Here is a 22,956-nt window from a genome sequence, read left to right on the forward strand (position 1 = left end):
AGAAATGACGCAACGAATCACTCCAGGGTAAGATTTCCAAATGGCTTGACAGGGCTCCATGATAAATTTTTCTGATTCTCACGGGTTGTGCCATCGCGCCCCGTCGAAATCCGGATGGACCTGGTGGGTCAGTTTGACTTCGTCTCCGTCCTTCACCCGCGAATCCTGCGTGGCGACGCGCCGGTTCACGGTCACCAGCAGCTCGCCCTTCTCCAGGAAGGTCACGAGCGGGCTCAGCCGCTCCGCGTGGGCCTGCAGCAGACCGCGCACCGTCGTCGGAGCCGCAAGCTCGAGTTGATACTCCGCCTCGTCGAGGCTTTGACGGAGCGTTTCGCCGAACAGCTTCACCGTGACCATGGTTTCCTTTCTTCGACCCGATCCCTTCTCCTACGGCGTGCCGCCTCCATCGTCCAGCCCGCGGTGACAGCGCAGACAGTCCGGCCGCTTGGGATGCCGCTCCGGCAGGGGGCGGACGCCACCCGGCGCGTGACAGCGGAGGCATGCCCCCTCCGTCCTGACCGCCTGATGGTCCGGCGTGGCGGGCACCGGCGGGTTGCGGTCCTTGGGAGAGGGTAACAGAGACACGAGCAGGACCACCAGGCCCGCCCCCAGAACATAGAGCCAATCCACCCTCCTGAAGGTCATGCGCCCTCGGGCCGACCCGCCGGCCCGCCGCGACCGGCCTCGTCCAACAGGTGCGCGATGTGCCGGACCCGGACTGCGCCCTTGAGCCGGTCGTTGAGCTGGATCATGCAGGCGGGGCAACTGGTCGCGACGATGTCCGCCCCGCTCTCCTCGATCGCGCGTCGCTTGCGGTCGAAGATGCGCCCCGAGGTCTCATAGTCTTTGACCAGGTAGGTGCCCGCCCCGCCCGCACAGCGGTCCGCATCGTCCATCTCCACGAAGTCCACGCCGGGCAGGCCTGCCAGGACCTGTCGAGGCTGGCGGGTGACCCCGGCCGCGCGAAGGTGGCAGGAGGAGTGGTAGGTGATCCTCCGGCGGAGGCCGGAGGGGCCCGCCTCCGTCGGCCCCGGAACCTCGGCCGCGACCTCGCTCACATGCTTGATCCGCCCGGCCAGCCGCCTGGCCGCCCCCTCCTCCGGCTCTCCCGCGAAGAGGCCGGCATAGTCCTTCAACATGAGGGTGCAGGAGGCGCAGCCGGTCACGACCGTCTCGTAGGATTCCAGCGAGGCCAGGTTGACGCGTGCCCCTTCCTTGGCGAGCGCCCGGTGGCCGTAGGTTTCGATCGGCGTCCCGGAGCAGCGCTGCGGCGGCAGGTCCGGCTCCATGCCATACCGCCGCAGCACCGCGATGACCGCGTCTCCCACCCCGTCGTCCAGGTAGTTGGCCGCGCAGCCGTGGAAGTACGCGACCCGCCGCCGCGGGGCGCCGTCACGCGGAATCAGCTCGGGGTAGCGGTCCCGCAGGTGCCGCGCCGCGAGCCGCGGCAGGGCCATCTCGCGGGGGAGCCGCGCCGTCGGGGCGATGCGCCTGAAGAAAGGGCGCGTCACCCATTCGAGCCAGGCCCTCGGCCCGGGCCGGTCCCAGAGCGGCTGGGTCCACGCGGCGAGCTTGAGCAGGGCCCCAAACAGGCCCGGCCGCTTATGCAGCGCGAGGACCAGGCCGGCGGCGCGGTTCGGCTGCTCGGCCCGCCGCCGCAGGATCAGCTCCGCCACGTCCACGCCGGCCGGACAGATGGTCCGGCAGGACTTACAGTTCAGGCAGGCCTCCACCACCCGCCTGGATTCCAGGTAGCTGTAGTCCTTCGCCGTGACGATCTCGAACCAGCCCCGCGAACTCATGTCCTCGGACTGGAAGACGTCGTAGACCGGGCAGACCGCGTTGCACTTCGCGCAGGTCGCGCAGGCCTTGCCGAAGCGCTCGTAGTCGATGTGCTCGGTGAAGGGGCGGTCGCTGAGCTTGACGCCGGGGTTCAGCACGCCGCCGGGGTCCAGCGCCCGTTTCACTTCGACGAAAAGGCCGTACAGCTCCTCGCCGAACATCCGGCGGACGACCTCGGCGCGGACCCGCCCGTCGCCGTGCTCGCCGCAGATGGAGCCGCCGAACCTCGACAGCACGGTCTCGTGGATCTCGCGGTGCCCCTCGACCATCCGCGCGAAATCCTCCGGGTCGTTCACGTCCAGCAGCGGGACGATATGCGCGTTGCCGTTGCCGATGTGACCGAAAATCGCCACGGGAACCCGCTGCTCCCGGAAGAACCCCGCCAGGTAGCGGATCAGGTCCGCCACCCGATCGGCGCGGACCACGACGTCGTCCACGTAGTTGATGGGCTTCTTCTTCCGGTCGTAGCGGTAGAGGGTGGGATAGAGGGCCTTGCGGGCCTTCCAGAGGGCGTCGCGCTGCTCCCGCTCGAAGGCGACGGTCGGGGCGCCGGCGAGCCGGAACCCCCCGCAGAGGGCGATAAGCCGCTCGGCCTGTTCCCGGACCGCCGGGCCTCCCGGCTCCTCGTCGAGCTCGACCAGCAGCGTGGCCGCGGCCTCGGCCGGGATGCCGTGGCGGTCCCGCCCGATCAAGTCCAGCGTGTTGCCGTCCATGACTTCCAGCGCGCTCGGCGCGAGGGCGAGGAGGTGCGGCACCGCCTCCCCGACTTCCTCCAGGTGACGGAAGTGCAGGAGCGCCGTCGCCGTGGCCCTGGGCCGGTCCACGAGGCGGATCCGCGCCTCGCTGATCACGCCCAGCGTGCCTTCGCTGCCGACGAACAGCTTGGGCAAGTCGAACAGGCCGGCGTCCAGCCCCTCTTCGATCCCGAAGAGGTTGTAGCCGGAGCTGTTTTTGCTGACGGTCGGCCGCTTGGCGCGGATCAGCCCGCGGTGGCGGCGGACCAGATCGAGGACCGCCGCGAGCGACCGGTGCTCCGCCAGAACCGATGCCAGGGCCGGCTCGTCGAGCCGATAGGGCCGTGCCTCTATCCACCGCCCGTCCGCCAGACAGACCCGCAGCGCCTTCACATTGTCCTTGACCGAGCCGTAGCGAAGGGTGTGCGGTCCGGAGGAATTGTTCGCCAGCATGCCGCCCAGCTTGCACATCTCGCCGCTCGAGGGGTCGGGGCCGAAGAGGAGCCCCTGCCGACCGAGACGCCTGTTCAGCTCGGCTAGCACGATCCCCGGCTGCACGCGGGCCCAGCGTTCCTCGCGGTTCACTTCCAGGATGCGGTTCAGCCGGGAGACGTCCAGGATGATGCCGGGGCCGACGGCCGAGCCCGTGAGGTTCGTGCCGGCCGCGCGCGCCGTCAGTGGCACGCCGTGACGGCGCGCGTAGCCGACGACGGCCGCGATGTCCTGCTCCGTGTCGGCCGTCACGACGGCCTGGGGCGGGATGCGGTAGAGGCTCGCGTCCACCGCGTAGGCCGTGAGGCTCGGCCCGTCGTCGAGGACCTTGCCGGCACCCAGAAGGCGGCGGAGGTCGGCCGCGACGGCGCGTGTCCTGGCGGGCTTTAGCAGTTCCATCGGGAGGTCAGGGGGCGATTCGGGCCATTGTAGTCGGAGGGCGAACGGAGGGACAAGGGCGCGGGGCCGCCGCGGCGGCGGATCAGGACGGCTCGGCCTGGCCGGAGGTCAGGCAGCTCAGCATGTCGCCCTCGCCGGCGAGGCCGCCCTCGTCGAGCCCCGAGGTCCCCAGGGAGTCCGACCTCTCGTCCGCCCCCTCGCTGAGACCGTTGACTTCCAGCCCCTCGCCCATCGGCAGGTCCGCCTGCTGCGGCTCGCCCAGCTCCTTGAACTCGTGCAGCGGCGGCAGCTCCGACAGGTCGCGCAGGCCGAAGTGCTGGAGGAAGTACTTGGTCGTCCCGTAGAGGATCGGCCGCCCCGGCTCGTCGCGCCGGCCCACGATCCTGACCAGCTTGCGCTCGAGCAGGGTGCGCAGCACCCCGGACGTCTCCACACCGCGGATCTGCTCGATCTCCGCCCGCACGATCGGCTGCTTGTAGGCGATGATCGCCAAGGACTCGAGCGCGGACCGGGACAGCCTGGGCGCCTGCTTCGCCTTTTCGAGGCGCTTGAGCCAGGGGGCGTAGGCCGGCTTGGTGACGATCTGGTAGCCGCCCGCGAGCTCGACGAGCTGGAGGCCCCGTCCTTCCAGGGCATAGTCCTGTTGGAGCGACCGGACCGCCTCCAGGATCTCCTGCCGCGCCGCGCCCTCCGCGACCAGCTTCATCCGGTCCAGGCTCACGGGCTCGTGGGACACGAACAGAACCGCCTCCAGGATGGCCTTGAGCTCCCGCAAGGCCAACTCGCCGGCCGCCGCATCTCCGGCGGACGCCGCGGCGTTCTCCGGTGAGGAGTCCGTGACCGCGTCGGGCCCCGGCCCTGCGGCCCGGACGGTCTCGACGCCGTCGTCCCGTCGTTTGGCGATGTCGCTCATGCGCTCGTCCTCCTGCTCAGGGTACCAGGGGCTCGACCTCGCAGACCGTCAGCTCGTCCGACGGCAGGAAGGCCCGCGAGACCAGGATCGGCCCGAACGACTCGCCCTGGAACACGCGGATCAGCCGCAGCCTGGCCAACTCCAGCAGCGCCAGGAAGGTCACGATCACGAGGAGGCGCGTTTCCTGGCCCTCGAAGAGCTCCGCGAAAGTCACCGATCCCTTCCCGGTCAGGACGTCGAGGATCGCGTTCATGCGGTCCTTGACCGTGAGATTCTCGGGCACGATCTCCAGCAGGCGTCGGCCCGACGTCCTGGCGAGGATGCCCTGCAGCGCGTCCACGAGGTCGAACAGGCTGACCTCCTCGATCGGCGCGTCCAGGAGCCGGCCCGGCTTCACGTCCAGCGGCTCCCTGGCGTAGATTTCCCGCCACAGGCGCTCCCGTTCGTCGAGGTCGGCGGCGGCCTCCTTGAAACGTTTGTATTCGAGCAGGCGCCGGACCAGCTCGTCGCGGGGGTCTTCCCCCTCCTCCGCCTCGTCGGCCGCTTCGTCAAGGGGCAGGAGCATCCGAGACTTGATGTGCACCAGCGTCGAAGCCATGACCAAGAATTCCCCGGCCACCGTGAGGTTCAGGGACTTCATGACGCTCAGGTAGTCGAGATACTGCTGTGTGATCAGGGCGATGGGGATGTCGTAGATATTGACCTCGTTCTTTTTGATCAGGTGGAGCAGAAGGTCCAAGGGACCTTCAAACTTTTCCAGCCGAACTTGATAGGGAATCTCCATCTGGTCCATGGCGCCTCGTCCTGAAAATTGCATACCTTATACCAGCATATGTGGCCTTAAGCAAGGAGAATTCTATATATAGTGGCGCTTACGCTCTGGAGCCCTTCCGGCCCCAAAGCAGGAGGAAGAGGGTCGCGGCGAACAGGCCGGCCGCGACGACGTAGAGGACCCGAGGCTCCCTGAGCCCCTTGGCTCTGACGGGCACCCGACTCACCTTGGCCCCTTCGAAGCCGGGGTCCACGTCGAACAGGACGTCGGCGAAGTCGTCTTGGGCCTCGAAGCGGGCATCGGAGAAATCGGCCCGCCCGTGGAACCGGGCCTCGCGGAAGGTTGCAGGCTGGTGGAACTCGGAGAACCGGAAGAAGGCCTCCCGCGCGAAGCGGGCGCCAGAAAAGTCGAGCGGTCCGCCGAACCGGCTGCCGGAGAAGCCCGTGCCCATCGAGAAGGTCGCGCGGGGGAAGGCGGCCTCTTTCTCGAAGACGACCTCCAGGAACTCCGACAGCCCCCTGAAGTCCGCCTCGCGGAAGTCGGCTTCCTGGACAAAGACCGCGCGGTGGAACCGCGTATGCGGGCCGAAGGTCGTCCGCTCGAACCGGGCTGGCCCTTCGAAGAGCGCCTGCACGAAGAATCCCTCGCCGAGCAGAACCGCCCCGGAGAAGTCCGCCCGGTCCAAGAAGGCCGTGCGCGACAGGTCCACGACGTGCTCGAACGTCGTGCCGGTCAGGACGAGCGGCCCCGCCACGACCAGCACGCCCGCGCCCAGATTCGCCGACAGCCGGCCTCGGACTCGAGCGTCCCGGATCGTCACCGGACCGGTGATCACCCGTACCTCCGTGAGCCGTTCGCCTTGGAGCCGGTCTCGCAGGTGCGGCGGCGCCGACGCGGCGACCGGCGCCGCCGGGGCCGGGGCGATCCGGTCCAGCGACAGGTCGCCGGTGATGACCACGCCGGCGAGGTCCACGCCCCTGCCCTCCCCGAGCGCGGTCAGCACCGTCTCGGCCGCCACGGCGCGGGCGGCACGCTCATCGTCCGAACAATCGGGGCCCAGGTGTCTGACCAACACGAGGGCGCCCGGCTCCTCCTGCTCCATCGAGCAGGAACCGGACGCCGGAGCGGGGACGAGGACCGGCACGGCCGCCGCGAGCCAGCCGAGTGCGAAGCCGAGGCGGCGACCGAGCGCGCGTCTGCGAGGAACCCGCCGGGGCGGACTCGAGACGCCGCGACGAGGGCCGGTCAACCGGTCAAGCTCCGCCTTTACAGGGTTGGAGGCCCCCCGTAGAATGGACGAGGCGTTCGGCCGTGAGGAGGACACCATGGGCGGATGGCGAGGGACGGCGTCGGCGTTGATGCTCCTGGGGGCCCTGCTGGCGCCCGCGGCCGCCACGGGGGCGGACTGGACCGTGGAGGTGCCGGTGCTCGCCGCGATCCAGGAAAACGATCGCGGGGTCTTCACGGTGCTGGTCCTGACGTGGGACCGCCGGCCCGCCCCCGACCCCCTCGAGCTCCACTGGGGCAACCGGCGCATCACGGTCAAGGGGGAGGGGCTCGACGCCATCGGCCATGCCCTCGCCTACGCGCTCAGTCGCTCCTCCGGCGCCCCTCCCACCGGCACGATCACCCTCTACGGAGCCTCCTATGCCCCGGTCGGCAGCGACGGACCGAGCGCCGGCGCCGTGATGACCGTCGGCTTCCTCGCCCTCCTGCGCGGCGACCAGATCCGGCGCGGCATCGCCCTGACCGGCACGATCGAAGCGGGCGGGCGCATCGGCCCAGTCGGCGCGATTGCGGACAAGATCCGCTCCGCCGTCCGTGAAGGCTGCCGCACGGTCCTGATTCCCGACGGGCAGTTGTACGACACGAGGTGGGACCTGCCGGCGCTCGCGTCGAGCCTCGGCGTCTCGGTGAAGGAAGTCGGGACGATCGATGAGGCCTACGAGCTGATGACGGGCCGGCGCTTGTGAACCAGGGCCGCGGGGCCGACGTTCGACCGCCGGGCCGGCGGTCTACGACGCATACTCGTCGTCCTCACCCGGCAGGTCCTCCGGCTTGTCGAGATAATCCTCATCGGACTCTTCCTCGTCCATCGGCAGCTCGTCTTCAGCCATGTCGTCGGTCATCTCGTCCACGAGGTCGTCTTCCTCGGGCATGTCCAAACCCTCGTCCAGCAGGTCTTCGGCGCTGACCTTGGGCTTCGGCTCGCGCGCGAGCGAAGACGGCCCCCGCTCCTGAAGGGAGGGTGCGGCCGCCGGAGCGATCGGCTGGCCGGCCTCCGGTTTCACGGCCTGGGCCGGCGGCGCGGGCTTCTTGGTCGATTGCTTGGCGGGCTTGACGGCCGGCTTCTTGGGGGTCCGCTTCGGGGGAGACGGCTTCGTCGTCGGCTTCGACTTGGCCTTCGATGCGGCCTTGGGACGCTTGGACGCAGCTTTCCGGACAACAGGCTTTTTCCGAGGGGCCGCCTTCGTCGCCTTTTTCCCCTTGCCGGGTTTGCGCTTCGCCGGCCTCTTGGGCGTGGCCCTCTGCTTCGCCGCTTTCCGCTTCGTCGCCATCGTCCTTCCCCCCTTGCTGGTTCGTCCCCTGGGCAGCGGAAGCCCGCTGGGGTCCCCATCTAGCACGAATCGCTTCCCTCTTGCAACCGGAAGGCCTGCCGCCTCCGGCGCCCACGAGTCGGCGCCCGATCAAGGCACGACCCAGACGTTGACGTAGGCCGGGAGGCTGTCCGCTCCCCGCACGGTGTCGGGCCCCCGCATGTCCGTCACCCGCAGCTTGAAGCGCAGGAGCCGCTTCCGGGACACCCGCGGCGCCACGAAGGAGGCCTTGGCCGCATCCTGGTCCAGCAGCGAGACCTTGTGGCCGCGGACCTGGACCCACTCGTACCTCAGGGGGTCGCCGTCCGGGTCTCGGCTCCGCAGACCGTTGAGGACGACCTTGGCGCCCCCCTTGACCGTCATGTCCTCGCCCGCATCCGCCACCGGTATCCGGTTGGGCGAGCCGTCCCCCTTGACGATCACCTCCAGCGCCCCCCACCGGCCGCGGTTCGTCACGGTGAGGCGGGCCCGGCCGTTGCCCACGATCCGCACCTGCCCGTCCGGTTGGACCGTCACCACCGCGGCGTCGGAGGTTTCGTACACGCTTCCCGCCGCGGCGCCGACAAGCTTCCGGGCGACGCCGTCCGCGAACTGCCCGATCACCGGCAGCTCGATCAGCTTGCCGACCGTGTCGAGCCGCCACGGCTTCTCCACCTCGAACTCGACGGCCTGGAGCGGCGCGATCGGCTCGACCCGCACGAGCACCTCGTCGAACTCCTGGTGTCCGGCGAGCCGACCGCTGGCCACCTCCCCCACCGCCAGCAGTCTCATCAACCCGATCGCGTCCACCGGGACCGTGAGGGTTCCGCCGTAGGGAGGCGACGAGGCCGCGGTCGCGACCAGGGCCGGCTCGGCCTGTTGCAGGGGGACCGGCTCCTCTTCCTGCCGGTACCAGAGGTAGGAAACCCGACGCATGCCCCGCTCGGTCCCGAGGTCGACCGTCGCCGAGATGACGGCACCGGGCTCAAGGACCGTGTCCTCGGCCGGCGCGATGATCGTGAACGCGGAGGAAGAACCGGCCCAGGCGAGCACCAGGGCGAGCGCCGGGAGACCAACCGGTTTCCACCGGAAGCTCGCCGCCTCACGCAGGATGGATGTGCGTCCCATACGCGACCTCACCGCCCCTCGGCCAGGTGGCGGGAGTATAACAGGGCGGCCTGGAGGGGACCAGCATCGGGCAAGGGCGAGGAACCGGGGCACTCCCGCTTGACTCGACGCCCCCCACGGCTTATCTCTCTTCCGTCATCGCGGGGCTCGGCAACCGAGTGTGTCGGCCGTCCGTTCAACGGCGGAGGCCATCCGCGTCCGAATCCTTTACCCGGCCAATGTCTCTCAGGTACAGTGATTCCACCATCGGTGTGGCCGCTTCGGGAGGGAGCAGGGTGCTGAAGAAGGTCGGTGTCGCGCTCGTCGTCGGCCTGTCGCTGACCGCAGGATGGCCCAGCCTTGCCACCCCCCCGGCCTTCACCATTACGATCGACAGCAGTTCCCCCTACTACCAGCCGGCCGTCGCGAGGGTCGTGACCGGTGCGCCGATCCGCTGGGACAATCCGACCGCGTCTTACCACACGGTGACCCACGACGGGTGCGCGACCGAAGGCCCCTGTCTGTTCGACTCGGGCTCCGTCCCGCCCAACGGCAGTTACACGGTGCCGGGGCTTCCGCCCGGCCGGTACCCCTACCACTGCCGGCTGCATCCGATCATGCGGGGCGTCCTGACCGTGTCCGACGCCCAGGTCGGCCCCGAACAGACCTGACCGGCCTTCCGCCGCGGCACCTTGCCTGCCGGCCGGGGTTTTGTGTACCCTGGGCCGACCGCACCCCGGACGGAGCAGGTGACCGCATGCCCCCCGCACCACCCTCATCAGTTCAGAGTCTCGTCGAGGAGCTGGTCCGCCATCCCGTCAACGACAACCGTTTTTTCCGCGCCTTCGCCGCGGCACCGCTGACGCAGGCGCAGCTCCGCACCTTCCTCCGGCAATACCAGTACTTCTGCAAGCACTTCGTCAAGGCGCTGGAGGGACTGCTCTACGCCACCCCGCTCGACGAGGTCGCAATGCGGACGCGGCTCATCCAGACCCTCCACTCCGAGACGGGAGCTGGCCGGTCCGACCGCGCCCACATCACGCTCCTCAACCGGTTCGCCTCGGCCGTCGGCCTCTCCGAGGAAGAGCTGGCCCGGACGATCCCCCTGCCCGAGGTCGGAGACTACCTGGCGCTCCTGCATCGTCTCTTCACTCAATGCGGCCACCTCGTGGCGCTCGGATCGGAGGCGGCGGTCGAGATCACGGCGGGCTCGGAGTTCCGCTACTTCTTTCCTGGTCTAAGGAATCACTACACATTCTCGACCGAAGACATTGAATTTTTTTATCTTCATCTTCGCGAAGAGGCCTGTCACGCGGACTGGCTCCGCGAGGCGGTGGAGCGGACCGTCCGCATGCCGCAGGACCTGGAGCTGGTCGCGGCCGGCGCCAGGGAGACGGCGGAGGGGTGGCTACGGTTCTGGGACGCCATCCACCAGGCGGTCTTCCGCGACCGGCCGGTGGCCGCCGGGTAGGCGGGGCGAGGAACGGTATGGAGACAACCGGGGGTATGGCGGTCCCGTCGGTTCGTGTCGAGCGACTCGACCTCACGGAGGCGGTCCTCAAGCTTCGCGCCTGGCGGATGCCGGACATGGTGGTCTACCGGCATCAGCCGGACGAATGGTGGCTCACCCCGTTGGACGACAACCTGCCGCTCCTCCGGCTGAACGAGGCGGGCATCCAGCTCCTGACCGCCGTGGACGGCCGGTCCACGCTCGGAGCGCTGCTCGGCCGGTTCGGCCATCTCGTCTGCGGCTCGGACGGTGAGACCGGTCGGTGGCTGCTGGAACGGTGGGCCCTGCCCCGCTACTCGCTCTGTTACTACGGGACCGAGCCGCCGACGGGCGACCGGCACGGCGCGCGCTGGGACCTGCTTCTGCAGCAAATCCGCGAGGGCTGGTCCGGCGAGGAGGGCTTCGAGGGCGAGTCCCACCTCTCCGAGTTCCACCTGCGCGACATCGCGACGCAGGAGGGGCACTTCGATACGGTGGAGACCACTGTCTCACACCTGTTCCGCGAGCCCTGCGAGGCCCTCCAGGGCTTGACCTACGGCCGGCTCCTCGCCCGTCACCTGCGGCGCATGGGCTGGCTGACCCCTCGACCCAAGGTGATCCTCGAGGTCGGCGGCGGGCTCGGTTACGTCGCCCACGAGATGGCCAAGGAGCTGTTGCCCGTCGAGCGGCAGGCCTCCCGGTACCTATTCCTCGACCTCACCCGGCCGTTCCTAGGCTCCCAGCTCGGCCTCTCGCGGCGGGGCGGATGGGACAGCCGGGCGGTCCAGGCCAACGCGGAGTGGCTGCCGCTCCGCGACGCGAGCGTGGACCTGGTCATCGACAACGAGAACCTCGCGGACATGACCCCCGTCCAGCTCACGCCCCGGGAGCTCAAGACCAACCGGGGCGACACGCCCCTGCACCAGGAGGCGCTCGACTGGATCAGGCGCATCCGCCTCCCGATCGCGCCGGAGCCGACGTCGGAGGTCATCTTCAACCTGGGGCCGATCCGGTTCCTCGCCGAGCTTTGGCGCGTCCTGCGTCCCGGCGGCCGGGCCGTCCTCATCGAGTTCGGGGTCGAGGAGGGCTGGCCGCAGCCGGTCAAGCTCCCTGGCCATACGGAGTACGAGGTCCAGTACGGCCACCTCCGGCTGGCTGCGCGGTGGCTGGGCTTCCAGGAGCGGTACACCGCCCTGCCCCAGTTCATGGTCATCAAGCCCGACACCAAGCTCCTATGCACGGGCGCCGCCTACACGATTCAGCGCCTCTGTGCCGCCGTCGGCAAACCCTTCTCCATCCGCGCCTACACGGAGCAGGAGCTGGCCCGGGCGCTGGGCGACATGCTGCCCAAGCTCCTCGGCTGCCACTACCACGAGGTCATCGACCCGGCCTGGTTCGGGCTCTGGGACTTCAAGGTGTTGTTGCTGGAGAAGCCGGGCGGCCTGCCCCGGCCGGTGGTCCGGGAGTCGAAGGGCTTTCGCTGGTACTCGCAGGGACGCTAAACACATGAAGGCGAAACGTGAAGCGTAGGCCGGGGGGTAAGGCGGCCTCGTCCGTCGTCCGACCCTTCACGTCTCACGGCACTCCAGGCGTTCCGCCAGGTCCAGCACGATCCCCTCCCGCAGGCCCAGGTCGCTGACGAGGCAGTCGGTCACGCCCAGCGTTTCCATCGCGACGCGCAGGATCAACGTCCCCGCCACGATGACGTCCTCCCGCCCCGCCTCCAGGCCGGGCAAGCCGCGTCGCTCCGCGGCGCGCAGCCGGAGCATCTGCCCTTCGAGCGCCCGCACCCGATCCAACGCCAGGCGGAAGTTGTGGATGCGCGCCGGCTCGTAGGCCGGTAAGCGCTGCACCATCGCGGCCAGCGAGGTGATCGTCCCGGCCGTCCCCACGAAAGTCGCGCCCTCCGGGGAATCGAGTTCCGCCAGCACGGCCCGGGTCCGCGCCGCGACCAGGTCGGCGGCGGCCCGGACCTGCGCGGGCGAGGGCGGATCGTCGTGCAGGATGTCCTCGGTCAGCCGCACGACCCCGATGTTGACGGAGCGGAGGGCCGGCGGCCGGCCCGGCCGGTCGTGGATGAACTCCGTGCTCCCCCCGCCGATGTCCAGGCCCAGGATCGCCCCGACGCCGGCCGGCAGCCCCGACCTGATGCCCAGCACCGTGCGCCTGGCCTCCTCCTCCCCCGTGAGGACCTCGACCGCAAACCCGGCCTCCCGCTCGGCGAGGGCGAGAAATTCCTCCCGGTTCTCCGCGTCGCGGACCGCGCTCGTCGCGACGGCCGATTCGGCCTCCACTCCCAGTCGGCGGATCACGGCCCGCCAGTCCCGCAGCGCGGCGAGCACCCGGGCTATCGGCGCCGGCTGGAGCCTCCGCCCGCGGGCCACCCCCTCGCCCAACCGCAGGAGGCGGCGGTCCGCATGGACCGCCTGCACCCGTCGGTCGTCCGACACCCGCGCGACCAACAGGCGGCAGGTCAAGGTTCCGATGTCCACGCCGGCGAGAAGCCTGCCGACCGAGGGATCGTTCGCCATGCGGCTACCGTCCGCTCCTTGTCTCGTCGATCTCGGCCAGCAGTTTCGCGCGCTCGGCCTGGAGCAGGCGGACCTGTTCCACGGCCCGACCGATCTCCACGTCGGCCATCACCTGCTCGGCCGTCTCCCCCCGCTCGTGCAGCTCGACCGCCCGCTCGCCGATGTCCCGGCAGAGGTCGTCGAGTCGCTGCTCCAGCTTGCGGAGGTCCAGCCGCAGTTGCAGCAGCTCCGTCTCGACCAGCGCCCTGGTCGCGACGTGGGCCGTGCCGTAGCGCAGCCCCGCCCAGCCCGCCTTCACGTCGTGCGCCAGCCGTTGCAGCAGTCCCATGTCCCCTCCCCGACGAGGCCGCGCCTCGCCGTCAGCTCACGGACCCGAGCGCTAGCTTCTCCCGCCACCGGCGCAGCATCGCCGCACGCAGGCCCCGGTGCTCCGGCCGCGCCAGCGCCGGGTCCGCCGCGACCAGGGCGAAGGCCTCCCGCCTGGCCTGATCCAGCAGGGTGGCGTCCCGCAGCAGGTTGGCGGCGCGAAACTCCGGCGCGCCCCATTGGCGCACCCCGAAAAACTCGCCCGGCCCCCTGATCCGCAGGTCTTCCTCCGCGATCACGAACCCGTCCGTGGAGGCGACGAGCGCCTCCAGCCGCTGCCGCGCCGGCCGGCCGCCGGAGTCGGCCGGCGCGGCGGGCGCCGCCCCGCCGCGCTCGTCCTCCACGCGTCTTGCCCGGCCGGACATGAGCAGGAGACACCAGGCTTGGTGGCCGCCGCGCCCGACCCGCCCGCGGAGTTGGTGGAGCTGGGCCAGGCCGAACCGCTCCGCGTGCTCGATGAGCATGACCGTCGCGTTCGGCACGTCCACGCCCACCTCGATGACGGTCGTCGCCACGAGGATCTGGACCTCGCCGGACTTGAAGGCCGCCATCGTCCGCTCCTTCTCCTCCGCCTTCATCCGCCCGTGGAGCAACCCGATCCGGTAGGCCTTGAGCTCGCGGGCCTGCAGGCGCTCGGCCGCCTGGATCGCCGCCTGCAGGTCCACCTTCTCCGACTCCTCGACGAGGGGGTAGACCAGGTACCCCTGCCGGCCCGCCCGGACCTCGTCCTCGAGCAGCCGATAGGCCCGCCGGCGCTCCGCCTCCCGAAACAGCAGCGTCCGGACCGGCCTCCGGCCGGGCGGCAGCCGGTCGATCACCGACACGTCCAGGTCTCCGTAGACCGTCATCGCGAGCGTGCGGGGAATCGGCGTCGCGGTCATCACGAGCACGTCGGGATGGTAGCCCTTCTCCAGGAGGGTCTTGCGCTGTAGGACGCCGAATTTGTGCTGCTCGTCAATCACCGCGAGCCCCAGCTTGGCGAACCGCACCCCCTTCTGGATCAGCGCGTGCGTGCCGACCACCACCTGCGCCTCCCCCCCTTCGATCCGGCGGAGGGCCTCGTTCCGCGCTCGCCCGCCGCCGCGGCTCTTGAGCAGCACCGTCTCCAGCCCGAGCGCGCGGAGCGACTCCCGGAGGTTCAGGTAATGCTGCTCGGCGAGGATCTCCGTGGGCGCCATCAGCGCCGCCTGGTAGCCGGACCCGCAGGCGACGACGATCGCGTGCAAGGCCACGACCGTCTTGCCGCATCCCACATCGCCCTGGAGCAGCCGGTTCATGGGCCGGGCCGCCGCCATGTCGGCGCGGATCTCCGCCACGACCCTGGCCTGCGCCGGCGTGAGACGGAACGGCAGCAGTGCCCGCAGCCGGTCGAGCAGCGGTGTATCCACGTCGAACCGGATACCCTTCACCTCCGTCTTCACCTCGCGCTGGCGCAGGGCCAACCCGACTTCGAGCAGGAGCAATTCCTCGAAGGCGAGCCGACGGCGGGCCGGGGTCGCCCCGCGGTCGAGCGCCGCCGCGTCCGTGCCGGGCGAGGGAAAATGGACCTCCCGCACCGCCTCGCCGAAGGGGGGCAACCCTTGCCGGCGCAGGATCGCCGCGGGGACCACGTCCTCCACGCTCCCGGCATACTGGTCGAGGGCGACCTTGACCATGGACCGGATCAGCCGGGACGTAAGCCCCCTGGTTTCGTGGTAAATCGGCACGATCCGTCCGACGTGGAGCGGTGCTTCGTCGTCGGCGTCCAGCACCTCGTACTGAGGGCTGTCCATCCGCAGGTCGGTCCAGCCGCCGCGCCCCGCCGTCACCGTCCCGCTCAGCATCACGGCGGCACCCGGCGCGAGCAGCCTCTCTAGATAGGACTGGTTGAAGAACACCGCGACGACCCGTCCCGTGCCGTCCTCCACTGTCGCCTGCACGATCGTGAGCCCGCGCCGTCTCGTCCGCGCGGCCCCGCACCGGCTCACGCGCCCGCAGACCGTGGCCCTCGCGCCCGGCGTCAGCCTGCCGATGGGGGTCAGCGCCGACCGGTCCTCGTAGCGCCAGGGCAGGAACCAGAGGAGGTCCTCGACGGTCCTGATCCCGACCCGCTCCAGGAGGAGGGCGCGTTTCGGCCCGACGCCCCGCGCGTAACGAATCGGCAGGTCCCAGACCGGCGCGGGAGGCGACGGCGCGACGGTCGGCGCGGAGGCGCGCACCGAAGGGGCCGGCGCCGCGGCCGCTCCGAGCCGGCCGAGAATCACCTTTGCCGCCGCGAGGCAGCTCCTGCGCTCCTCCGGCGCCGCGTCTTCGTCGTAGCCGGAGAAGAGCTGGCGCAGGGCCAGGAGGTCCGCCTCGACCGGCGGTGGCTGGATCCGGTCGGCGAGCACCCGGACCACCTGATCGGACACGAGGCGGCCCAGGTTCTTCACCGTGGAGATCCTGGCATAGCCGTCGCGGCTGGCGAAGTCGATCGGGCGGGTCAACACCGTGAGAAGCCGCTGGAGCGGGTCCCGCGGCGGCGGCGAAGAGACGCCGGTGCAGGGCCGGTTGATCTCACGGGTTCCCTGTCGCATGCCCAAGACCCTCGGTGGCGGAGGGTTGCAGCCGTGGCGGGCGCTATGGTAGCATGGCGCCCTCGCTCGGACAATTACGGAGCGGCGGTTCACGGAAGGAGCGCGACGGTGGCCTACACATGCGACCTGTGCGGCAAGACCCACCAGACCGGACATAACGTCAGCCACGCCAACAACAAGACGAAGCGGACGTTCAACCCCAACCTCCAGCGCGTCAAGGCGTTGATCAACGGCGCGGCGCGGCGCATCCGCGTCTGCACCCGCTGCCTGCGGTCCGGCCTCGTCAAGAAAGCCGTCTAACCCTCCCCGCCCATCGGCCCGTCGGTCTCCCCGCAGTCCGCGGCTCTCCCCGTGGAGAATCGGGGGGACCCGTCCGTTCACCCTGTCGCCTTCTGCCCAGCCCCCCGCCGAGTTCCTATCCCTTTGCACGACAGACGCCGCCGCGGCCTATTCTCCGCGAAACCGACCGCGGGTACATGCGGGCTAAGGTGTCGCACTCAACCGGACTGATCTTCCCGCTGCTGTTCTCCTCGCTCCACTCGGTCCGCGACGCTGATCCTGCTCAACCTGCCCTCCGCCCTCCTCGGCGGCGTCCTGACCCTCTGGATCACGGGGGAATACTCAAGCGCGCCGGCCTCGCTCGGGTTCAACAGCCTGTTCGGCATGGCCGTGGACAACGGCCTCGTCCTGGTCCCCTACTTCCACGAGCTGCGCCGCGAGGGGCTGGCGCACGAGGAGGCGGTGGTGACCGGCTGTTTCCTGCGCCCCGTCCTGATGACCGCCCTGACGACGTGGCTCGGCCTGCTGCCCCCGGCCGTCGCCCAGGGCACGGGCGCGGAAGTCCAGCCCCCGCTGGCCGTCGTGGTGATCGGCGGATTGATCACCTCGACCCTCCTGACGCTGGTCGTTCTGCCGGCGCTCTACCACTGGTTCGAGGAACGACAGACCGACTGAGGGGGGCGGGGTCGAGCCAGCAGGGGCGCGCGTTACCGGCGGTCTCTCGGCGCAATCGAGCGGATGTAGGCGACGATGTCCTTGATGTCCTCGTCGGCGAGCGTCTCGCTCCAGCCGTGCATGGCCGAGAACGACCGTCCCTGCCTGATCGTGAACCAGAGGTCGAAGTCGTCCTTCACGCGCGAGGGATGGGAGCGAAAGTTGGTCGGTGGGATCGACAGGGAGGCCGCGTCCGGCCCCTTCCCGTCCAGCCCCTCGCCGTGGCAACGCAGGCAGTGGCGCTCGTACAGCACCCGGCCGTGCCGGGGATCGGCCGGTAAATGGCCTTCGAGCCCCGGCTGCGCCCAGAGCAGGCCGACGCCAGAAAGCGCGGTCGCGATCGCTTGGACGATCCACCGGCCCGGTCTCATACGCCCTTCGTTCGATGGGCTGGGGTGGCTGGTGGGGAAAGGTTTGGAGCGGGTGACGGGATTTGAACCCGCGACCGACGGCTTGGGAAGCCGCTGCGCTACCACTGCGCTACACCCGCTCCCTGGTCGGAATCTCAAAGAGGGACGAATCCTACGCCGCCGCCGCCGGGCAAGTCAAGGACGGTCCGGGCGATACTCCAGCGTGGCGCACTTGCGCTTGCCGATTCGGAGGCGGTAGAGCCGGCCCGGGGCGAGCGCCAGGCTCGCGGCCGGGTCCGTTTGCTTCTCCTCATCCACCTCCACCCCGCCCTGCGCGATGAGCCGGCGCGCCTCGCTCTTGCTCGGCACCAGCCCGGTCTTGGCCACGAGGTCCACGAGCCCGATCGCGGGCGCGGCGCGGTCGGCCACGTCCGCGCCGCCCAGCACCACACGCGCGTCCGGCTCGGCCGGAAATTCCCGTTCCCGGAACCGCTGCCGGAACTCGGCCAGCGCCCGCGCCGCCGCCTCCGGCCCGTGGTAGCGCGCGACGAGCTGCTCGGCGAGCGCCGTCTTCGCCTCCATCGGATGGCGCGCCTTGACCGCGGCCAGGTCCTCCGTCGTCAGCAGCTCGTAGTACCGGAGCATCAGCGCGTCGCTCACGGACATGAGCTTGCCGAACATGTCCTCGGGCCGGTCCTCCAGCGCGATGTAGTTGCCGAAGCTCTTGCTCATCTTGCGGACGCCGTCCGTGCCTTCCAGCAATGGCATCGTCAGCACGACCTGCGGCTCCTGTCCGTAGTCGCGCTGCAGGTCGCGCCCGACGAGGAGGTTGAACTTCTGGTCCGTGCCGCCGAGCTCCACGTCCGCCCGCAGCTCGACCGAGTCGTACCCCTGGATGAGCGGATAGAGGAACTCGTGGACGCTGATCGGACGCTGTTCGTGGTAGCGCTTGTGGAAGTCCTCGCGCTCCAGCATCCGCGCGACCCGGTAGCGGGCGCTGAGCTGGATCAGCCCCTCCGCCGTCATCGCGCCCATCCACCGGCTGTTGAAGTCCACGGTCGTCTTCGCCCGGTCGAGGATCTTGAAGATCTGCCGCTCGTAGGTCTTGGCGTTCTCCTGCACCTGGGCGCGGGTCAGCGCGACCCGCGTCTCCGACACGCCGGTCGGATCGCCGATCATGCCGGTGAAATCCCCGATCAGGAAGATCACCCGGTGGCCGAGGTCCTGGAAGTGCTTGAGCTTGTGGATCAGGACCGTGTGCCCCAGGTGGAGGTCCGGAGCCGTCGGGTCGAAGCCCGCCTTCACGCGCAGGGGGCGGCCCTCCTTGAGGGAGCGCGAGAGCTTGGCCTCCAGCTCGCTCGGCTGGATGACCTCCACCGCGCCGCGGAGGATCAGGTCCATCTGTCTGGCCAGCTCGCTCACGTCGCCTCTCGTTTCATGCGCCCGGCCGGCCCACCGTCACGAGCGCCCGGAGCCGCTCCAGCTTCCTGGGGCCGATGCCCTTGACCTCGGTCAACTGCTCCACCGACCGGAAGGGGCCATGGGCCGCGCGCCAGTCCATGACGCGCCGGGCCAGCACCGGGCCGACGCCCGGGAGCCCTTCCAGGTCGGCGGCCGAGGCCCGGTTCAGGTCCAGCTTCGACGAGCCGGCCTTCGCGACCTCCCGCGCGGGCGCCGGGACCGCGGACGCCGCCACCGTGGTCGGCACCGCGACCTCGGCCCGCGCCGGCTCCTTCGGCTCGGGACCCGGCGGTTGCTCTTGTCCCGCCGGCCAGCCGATCCAGAGCACGGCGGCCACGGTGCCGGCCAGCATCGCCGCCTTGATCAGCAGCGAACGCCCGACCGTGAGGTCCCGGTCCACCCCCCCTTCCATCGTCACCACCATGGCGTCCGTCGGGATCGACCGGGCTATTGTCGCTTGCGCGCCAGGTGGATCGCCATCCCCTCAACGTCCTCCGCCGCTTCCATGAGGCCCTCGGCCAGCGTCGGGTGGGCATGGATCATCCCCGCGACCCGCTCGGCCGTGGCTCCCAGCTCCAGGGCCAGCGCCGCCTCGTGTACCAGGTCCGCCGCGTGGGGGCCGACGATGTGGGCGCCGAGGAGCCGACCGCTCCGGCCGTCCGCGATCAGCTTGAAGAGGCCGAGGCTCTCGCCCGTGGCCTGGGCCTTGCCGAGCCCCGCGTAGCGGAACCGTCCGACCTTCACGTCCGCCTCGGGGTCGCCGCCAGCCGCTCGCGCCCGCTCGCGCGCCTCGCGCTCCGTCAGCCCCACCCGCCCGATCTCGGGCAGCGTGAAGATGCCGGCCGGGATCACCTCATACCGGATGCGCCGCTCCGCCCCCATCGCGTTGGCCGCCGCGATCTTGCCCTGGGCGGACGCGACGTGCGCCAGCATCGCCTTGCCGACCACGTCCCCGATCGCGTAGATCCCCGGCACGTTGGTCTCCATCCGATCGTCCACGAGGATCTCGCCGCGCGGGCCGGTCGTGACTCCGGCCCGCTCCAGCCCGATGTCCTTGGAGTTGAACCCACGGCCGACCGACACCAGCACCTGGTCGGCGACCACCTCCTGCCCGTCCTTGAGCGCCGCCGTGACCGCCTCGCCGCGCGCCACCCGCTCGACCGTCGTGCCGGTCCTGACCTCCACGCCCCGTTTTTTGAGTTCCCGCTCGACGAGGCCGCCGACTTCCTCGTCCTCCAGCGGCAGGAGGCGGGGCATCATCTCGACCACGGTGACCCGGCTGCCGAGCCCGGCGTACAGGGATGCGAACTCGCAGCCCTCGACACCCCCGCCGACGATCAGCAGGCGGCCGGGGACCGTCGAGAGGTCGAGCGCCTCCTTGCTCGTGATGATTCGCGTGCCGTCGATCGGGAAGAGCGGCAGGTTCGGCCAGGAAGAGCCCGTGGCGAGGAGCACCGCGTCGGCCTCGACGGTCAGTTCCGTGCCGTCCCGGCGCGCGACGCGCAGCCGCCGCTCGTCCAGCAGCTCGCCCCGCCCCGCGACCTGCTCGATGCCCCAGGTCTTGAAGAGGGTGCCGATGCCGCGCACCAGCGACTCGACGACGCGGTTCTTGCGCGCCACCATCCGGACGGGGTCGTAGCCGACGGCGCCGTCGAGCCGGAGCCCGCCGTCCGCCGCACCCTTGAGACGCTCGCCGAGTTCGACCGTCGCGAGCAGGGCCTTGCTCGGGATGCAGCCCCAGTTCAGGCAGACCCCCCCCAGCGCCTGGTCCTCGACGACGGTCACGCGGGCGCCGAGCTGGGCCGCGCGGATCGCCGCGACGTACCCGCCGGGACCGGCGCCGAGGATGGCGATGCGCCGCGACCGCGTCATGTCTTGAGGGAGGCCAGGTACTCCTGGTACTGGGCGGCGGTCATCAGCTCCTCCGCCTGGGCGGGGTTCGCCAGCTCGATCACCGCCATCCATCCCTGCTCGTAGGGCGCGTCGTTGATGAGCTCCGGGCGGGACTTCAGCTCCTCGTTGACCTTCACGACCGTGCCGGTCACGGGGCTGTAGAGGCTCGACGTGGTCTTCGTGGATTCGATCTCCCCGATCTCCTGTCCGGCCGTCACGGCCGCGCCGGGCTTCGGCAGCTCCACGTACACGATGTCGCCCAGGGCGTCCTGGGCATAGTCGCTGATCCCGAGCGTGGCCTGGCGGCCCTCCACCCTGATCCACTCGTGTTCCTTGTGATACCGCAGGTTCGTCGGCACCATGCTCGTTCTCCTCGCTCGCTGAGCCCTCGGAAAAAGATTTGGCGGATCGTAGTGCAGCGGCCCGTCGTTGTCAAGGAACGGCGCGGCCCTCCGGCGCGTAGAGCAGCCCGATCGCGGCGGGCAGGCCCGCGCGCTCCGACGGCGCGCCCAGCCGCGACGGCGGGTGGAGGAGCCGGTCGTCCGGGACGGGCCTCGCCATCCAGACCGGGCCGCGCTCGCCGAGCGTCCTCGACGCGGCCAGCGCCCCGGCCCGCGCTCCCTCGCCCCCGATCACGTAGAAATCGAAGCGCGCCCGCCGGGCCTCCAGCAGGTCCTCCCCGTAGCGCACGAGCGCGGCCGCCGGCGCGACGGCCGCCTCCGGATGCAGCTCGAGGCCGACCAGCAATCGGGGCGCGCGCGCGCGCGCCGCGCGGGCCAGCCGCTCCATCACCGCCAGCGATTCACGGGCCTTCCACCCGGTCCAGCGCCAGAACTCCGGCGACTCCCCGCCCGGCTCGGCGCCGGCCCCCTCCCTCGGCCGAGCGGCGCGTGAGCCGGGCGGCGGGAACAGGCGCCGGACGTCGAGCGGCGCGCCGAACTCGCGCTCGAAGCCCTTAAGGCCGAAGGCGCTGAGCCCCTCCAGGGGGCCGAGCGGCGCGTCGGCCCGGAAGAGGAGCCCGTCCACGCCGGTCGCCGCGAGGTCGGTCAAGAGGCCGACGAGATACTCCTGGAACGCGGGATGGAAGAGGTCCAGCGTCGAGGCGCTCGGGCGCAGCCCGCGCCCGGCCGGATCGTACACACGATCGTGCCAGCCGAGCCCCCCGTCCACCCAGGGCATCCGCCGCAACGTCACCGCGGCGACCACGGCGAGGCCGCGGCGGTGGGCCGCCGCGACGACGGGCCCGAAGAGGTCGCCAGCCACCGGCGCGAGCGCGGTCCGGAAGAACACGCCCTCCGTCCGCGCTGCCCCGGGCGGGATTCCAGGGGCGGGCGCAGGCCTCGTGCCCGCATCCAGCAGGAGCGCCGTCACGCCCGCCTGCGTCAGCCGATCCAACCATCGCTCGGTTTCGACCGGGTCGGTCAGCGCCCCGGAGACCCCGTACACCGCGGTCGCGCCGCGGAGGTCCGGCGGGGGCCCGGCGAGGAGCGCTTCCAGCTCGCGCGCCCGCCGCTCGGCGGCCGCCCGATCGACCCGCCCGCCGCCCGCCGTCCCGCTTGCCGTCGCGAGCGCGCGATACTCCTCTGCCGCCTCCGCGAGCCGCCCCAGCCGCTCCTGGGCCTGGGCCAGCCACCAATGGGCCTCCTCGACCTCCGGCGCGGCGCCGCCGGCGCCGATCAGCCGGCGCAACTGCCTCGCCGCGACCTCGTACTGGCCGTCGGCATAGGCGGCGCGGGCCTCCTGTAAGAGGAGGGCCTGGACTGTCCGGTCCGGCGCGGTTGGGGCGCTGGCCGGCGGCGGGCCCTGGGACTGGGGCGGCACAGGGTGGGCCGAAGACGGCGGGACCGACGGCAACGGGGCGGGCCGCGGCGCCGGAGGGGCGGGCATCGGCAGGGTCCTGGGCCGCCCCTCGGGCGCCGTGCAGCCGGCCCACAGGGCGAAACACAGCGGCGTGGCGAGGAGAGGGAAGAGGGGCGCCCGCCGACGGTGCGACCGGACTCCGTCGTTCGACCGCGGGGGGACGGGGGAGAGCCGATGGGCCAGGCGGGTCACCGCACGGCCAACTCCATCTCGGAGAAGAAGTAGCCGATCTCGACACGCGCCGTCTCCGCGGAATCGGAGCCGTGCACGGCGTTGCACTCGATGGACGTCCCGTGGGCCGCCCGGATCGTGCCCTTGTCCGCCTTGGCCGGGTCGGTCGCGCCCATCAGGTCGCGGTGGCGCTTGACGGCGCCCTCCCCTTCCAGCACCAGGACCACGACGGGCCCCGAGGCCATGAAGGTCGTGAGGCTGTCGAAGAACGGCCGCGCGCGGTGGACGGCGTAGAACCCTTCGGCGGCGGTCTTGGTCAGGTGCAGCATGCGCATGGCGATCGGGCGCAGCCCGGCCGCTTCGTACCGCCGGATGATGTCGCCGATCGCCTGCTTCTTCACGGCGTCGGGCTTGATGATAGCCAGCGTGCGTTCAGCCATGGGTCCGGACGA

General features: G+C 70.7%; 24 protein-coding genes and 1 tRNA gene. 6 read left to right on the plus strand and 19 right to left on the minus strand.

The features are described from left to right. Window positions 1-78: 78 nt before the first annotated feature. The 6 genes from AC1U7O_RS04320 to AC1U7O_RS04345 form a co-directional block, all read right to left on the minus strand. Window positions 79-357, minus strand: coding sequence for a MoaD/ThiS family protein (locus AC1U7O_RS04320; protein WP_479893347.1), 279 nt, complete (start codon window positions 355-357; stop codon window positions 79-81). Between the two features lie 30 nt (window positions 358-387). After that, window positions 388-645 (minus strand): hypothetical protein, encoded by a 258-nt coding sequence (locus AC1U7O_RS04325; RefSeq protein ID WP_479893348.1) that lies wholly within the window; start codon window positions 643-645, stop codon window positions 388-390. Beyond that, window positions 642-3,467, minus strand: a complete 2,826-nt coding sequence (locus AC1U7O_RS04330; protein WP_479893349.1) for an FAD-binding and (Fe-S)-binding domain-containing protein — start codon at window positions 3,465-3,467, stop codon at window positions 642-644. The genes AC1U7O_RS04325 and AC1U7O_RS04330 overlap by 4 nt, the downstream gene beginning before the upstream one ends. Before the next feature lie 82 nt (window positions 3,468-3,549). Further along, entirely contained in the window at window positions 3,550-4,380 is an 831-nt protein-coding gene (scpB, locus tag AC1U7O_RS04335; RefSeq protein WP_479893350.1) for an SMC-Scp complex subunit ScpB, read from the minus strand. Between the two features lie 16 nt (window positions 4,381-4,396). Further along, window positions 4,397-5,173, minus strand: a complete 777-nt coding sequence (locus tag AC1U7O_RS04340; RefSeq protein WP_479893351.1) for a segregation and condensation protein A — start codon at window positions 5,171-5,173, stop codon at window positions 4,397-4,399. A gap of 79 nt (window positions 5,174-5,252) precedes the next feature. Next, window positions 5,253-6,296, minus strand: a complete 1,044-nt coding sequence (locus tag AC1U7O_RS04345) for a pentapeptide repeat-containing protein (protein ID WP_479893352.1) — start codon at window positions 6,294-6,296, stop codon at window positions 5,253-5,255. Between the two features lie 181 nt (window positions 6,297-6,477). On the opposite strand from AC1U7O_RS04345, the gene AC1U7O_RS04350 reads away from it, so the two are divergent. Then, a complete protein-coding gene (locus tag AC1U7O_RS04350; RefSeq protein ID WP_479893353.1) occupies window positions 6,478-7,125 on the plus strand; it encodes a S16 family serine protease in 648 nt (215 codons plus the stop codon). A gap of 42 nt (window positions 7,126-7,167) precedes the next feature. On the opposite strand, the gene AC1U7O_RS04355 is transcribed toward AC1U7O_RS04350, so the two are convergent. Further along, window positions 7,168-7,710, minus strand: coding sequence for a hypothetical protein (locus tag AC1U7O_RS04355; protein ID WP_479893354.1), 543 nt, complete (start codon window positions 7,708-7,710; stop codon window positions 7,168-7,170). Window positions 7,711-7,839: 129 nt separating this feature from the next. After that, window positions 7,840-8,856, minus strand: coding sequence for a PKD domain-containing protein (locus AC1U7O_RS04360; RefSeq protein ID WP_479893355.1), 1,017 nt, complete (start codon window positions 8,854-8,856; stop codon window positions 7,840-7,842). A 275-nt stretch (window positions 8,857-9,131) separates the two neighbouring features. On the opposite strand from AC1U7O_RS04360, the gene AC1U7O_RS04365 reads away from it, so the two are divergent. The 3 genes from AC1U7O_RS04365 (at window position 9,132) to AC1U7O_RS04375 (ending at window position 11,826) form a co-directional block, all read left to right on the plus strand. Continuing rightward, window positions 9,132-9,506: a cupredoxin domain-containing protein gene (locus AC1U7O_RS04365; protein WP_479893356.1), complete on the plus strand. Its 375-nt coding sequence runs from the start codon at window positions 9,132-9,134 to the stop codon at window positions 9,504-9,506. A gap of 86 nt (window positions 9,507-9,592) precedes the next feature. Beyond that, a complete protein-coding gene (locus AC1U7O_RS04370; RefSeq protein WP_479893357.1) occupies window positions 9,593-10,306 on the plus strand; it encodes an iron-containing redox enzyme family protein in 714 nt (237 codons plus the stop codon). Window positions 10,307-10,341: 35 nt separating this feature from the next. Continuing rightward, window positions 10,342-11,826, plus strand: a complete 1,485-nt coding sequence (locus AC1U7O_RS04375; RefSeq protein ID WP_479893358.1) for a class I SAM-dependent methyltransferase — start codon at window positions 10,342-10,344, stop codon at window positions 11,824-11,826. A 66-nt stretch (window positions 11,827-11,892) separates the two neighbouring features. On the opposite strand, the gene AC1U7O_RS04380 is transcribed toward AC1U7O_RS04375, so the two are convergent. The 3 genes from AC1U7O_RS04380 to recG are packed head-to-tail and all read right to left on the minus strand — an operon-like array spanning window position 11,893 to window position 15,776. After that, window positions 11,893-12,855, minus strand: coding sequence for a Ppx/GppA phosphatase family protein (locus tag AC1U7O_RS04380; RefSeq protein WP_479893359.1), 963 nt, complete (start codon window positions 12,853-12,855; stop codon window positions 11,893-11,895). Between the two features lie 4 nt (window positions 12,856-12,859). Further along, entirely contained in the window at window positions 12,860-13,183 is a 324-nt protein-coding gene (locus tag AC1U7O_RS04385) for a hypothetical protein (protein ID WP_479893360.1), read from the minus strand. A gap of 31 nt (window positions 13,184-13,214) precedes the next feature. Then, entirely contained in the window at window positions 13,215-15,776 is a 2,562-nt protein-coding gene (gene recG, locus AC1U7O_RS04390) for an ATP-dependent DNA helicase RecG (RefSeq protein WP_479893361.1), read from the minus strand. Window positions 15,777-15,884: 108 nt separating this feature from the next. Here recG and rpmB point away from each other — a divergent pair, with 108 nt between their 5' ends. Then, complete coding sequence (rpmB, locus tag AC1U7O_RS04395; protein ID WP_479893362.1) at window positions 15,885-16,076, plus strand: 50S ribosomal protein L28; 192 nt, start codon at window positions 15,885-15,887, stop codon at window positions 16,074-16,076. Window positions 16,077-16,370: 294 nt separating this feature from the next. Then, window positions 16,371-16,730 (plus strand): efflux RND transporter permease subunit, encoded by a 360-nt coding sequence (locus AC1U7O_RS04400; RefSeq protein ID WP_479893415.1) that lies wholly within the window; start codon window positions 16,371-16,373, stop codon window positions 16,728-16,730. 32 nt (window positions 16,731-16,762) lie between these two features. Here AC1U7O_RS04400 and AC1U7O_RS04405 read toward each other — a convergent pair whose 3' ends face one another. From AC1U7O_RS04405 to ndk, 8 genes are all read right to left on the minus strand, one after another. Next, window positions 16,763-17,140, minus strand: coding sequence for a c-type cytochrome (locus AC1U7O_RS04405; protein WP_479893363.1), 378 nt, complete (start codon window positions 17,138-17,140; stop codon window positions 16,763-16,765). Between the two features lie 44 nt (window positions 17,141-17,184). Beyond that, window positions 17,185-17,259, minus strand: a tRNA-Gly gene (locus tag AC1U7O_RS04410). A gap of 55 nt (window positions 17,260-17,314) precedes the next feature. Further along, window positions 17,315-18,520, minus strand: a complete 1,206-nt coding sequence (gene tyrS, locus AC1U7O_RS04415; RefSeq protein WP_479893416.1) for a tyrosine--tRNA ligase — start codon at window positions 18,518-18,520, stop codon at window positions 17,315-17,317. 34 nt (window positions 18,521-18,554) lie between these two features. Next, a complete protein-coding gene (locus AC1U7O_RS04420) occupies window positions 18,555-19,004 on the minus strand; it encodes a ComEA family DNA-binding protein (RefSeq protein WP_479893364.1) in 450 nt (149 codons plus the stop codon). Between the two features lie 23 nt (window positions 19,005-19,027). Further along, complete coding sequence (gene lpdA / locus AC1U7O_RS04425; RefSeq protein ID WP_479893365.1) at window positions 19,028-20,452, minus strand: dihydrolipoyl dehydrogenase; 1,425 nt, start codon at window positions 20,450-20,452, stop codon at window positions 19,028-19,030. Further along, window positions 20,449-20,835, minus strand: coding sequence for a glycine cleavage system protein GcvH (gene gcvH, locus AC1U7O_RS04430; RefSeq protein WP_479893366.1), 387 nt, complete (start codon window positions 20,833-20,835; stop codon window positions 20,449-20,451). Before gcvH ends, lpdA begins: the two co-directional genes overlap by 4 nt. Before the next feature lie 70 nt (window positions 20,836-20,905). Continuing rightward, a complete protein-coding gene (locus AC1U7O_RS04435; RefSeq protein ID WP_479893367.1) occupies window positions 20,906-22,294 on the minus strand; it encodes a tetratricopeptide repeat protein in 1,389 nt (462 codons plus the stop codon). 227 nt (window positions 22,295-22,521) lie between these two features. Then, window positions 22,522-22,944, minus strand: coding sequence for a nucleoside-diphosphate kinase (gene ndk / locus AC1U7O_RS04440; RefSeq protein ID WP_479893368.1), 423 nt, complete (start codon window positions 22,942-22,944; stop codon window positions 22,522-22,524). Window positions 22,945-22,956 lie beyond the last annotated feature (12 nt).

The organism is Candidatus Nitrospira neuquenensis (assembly GCF_979578155.1).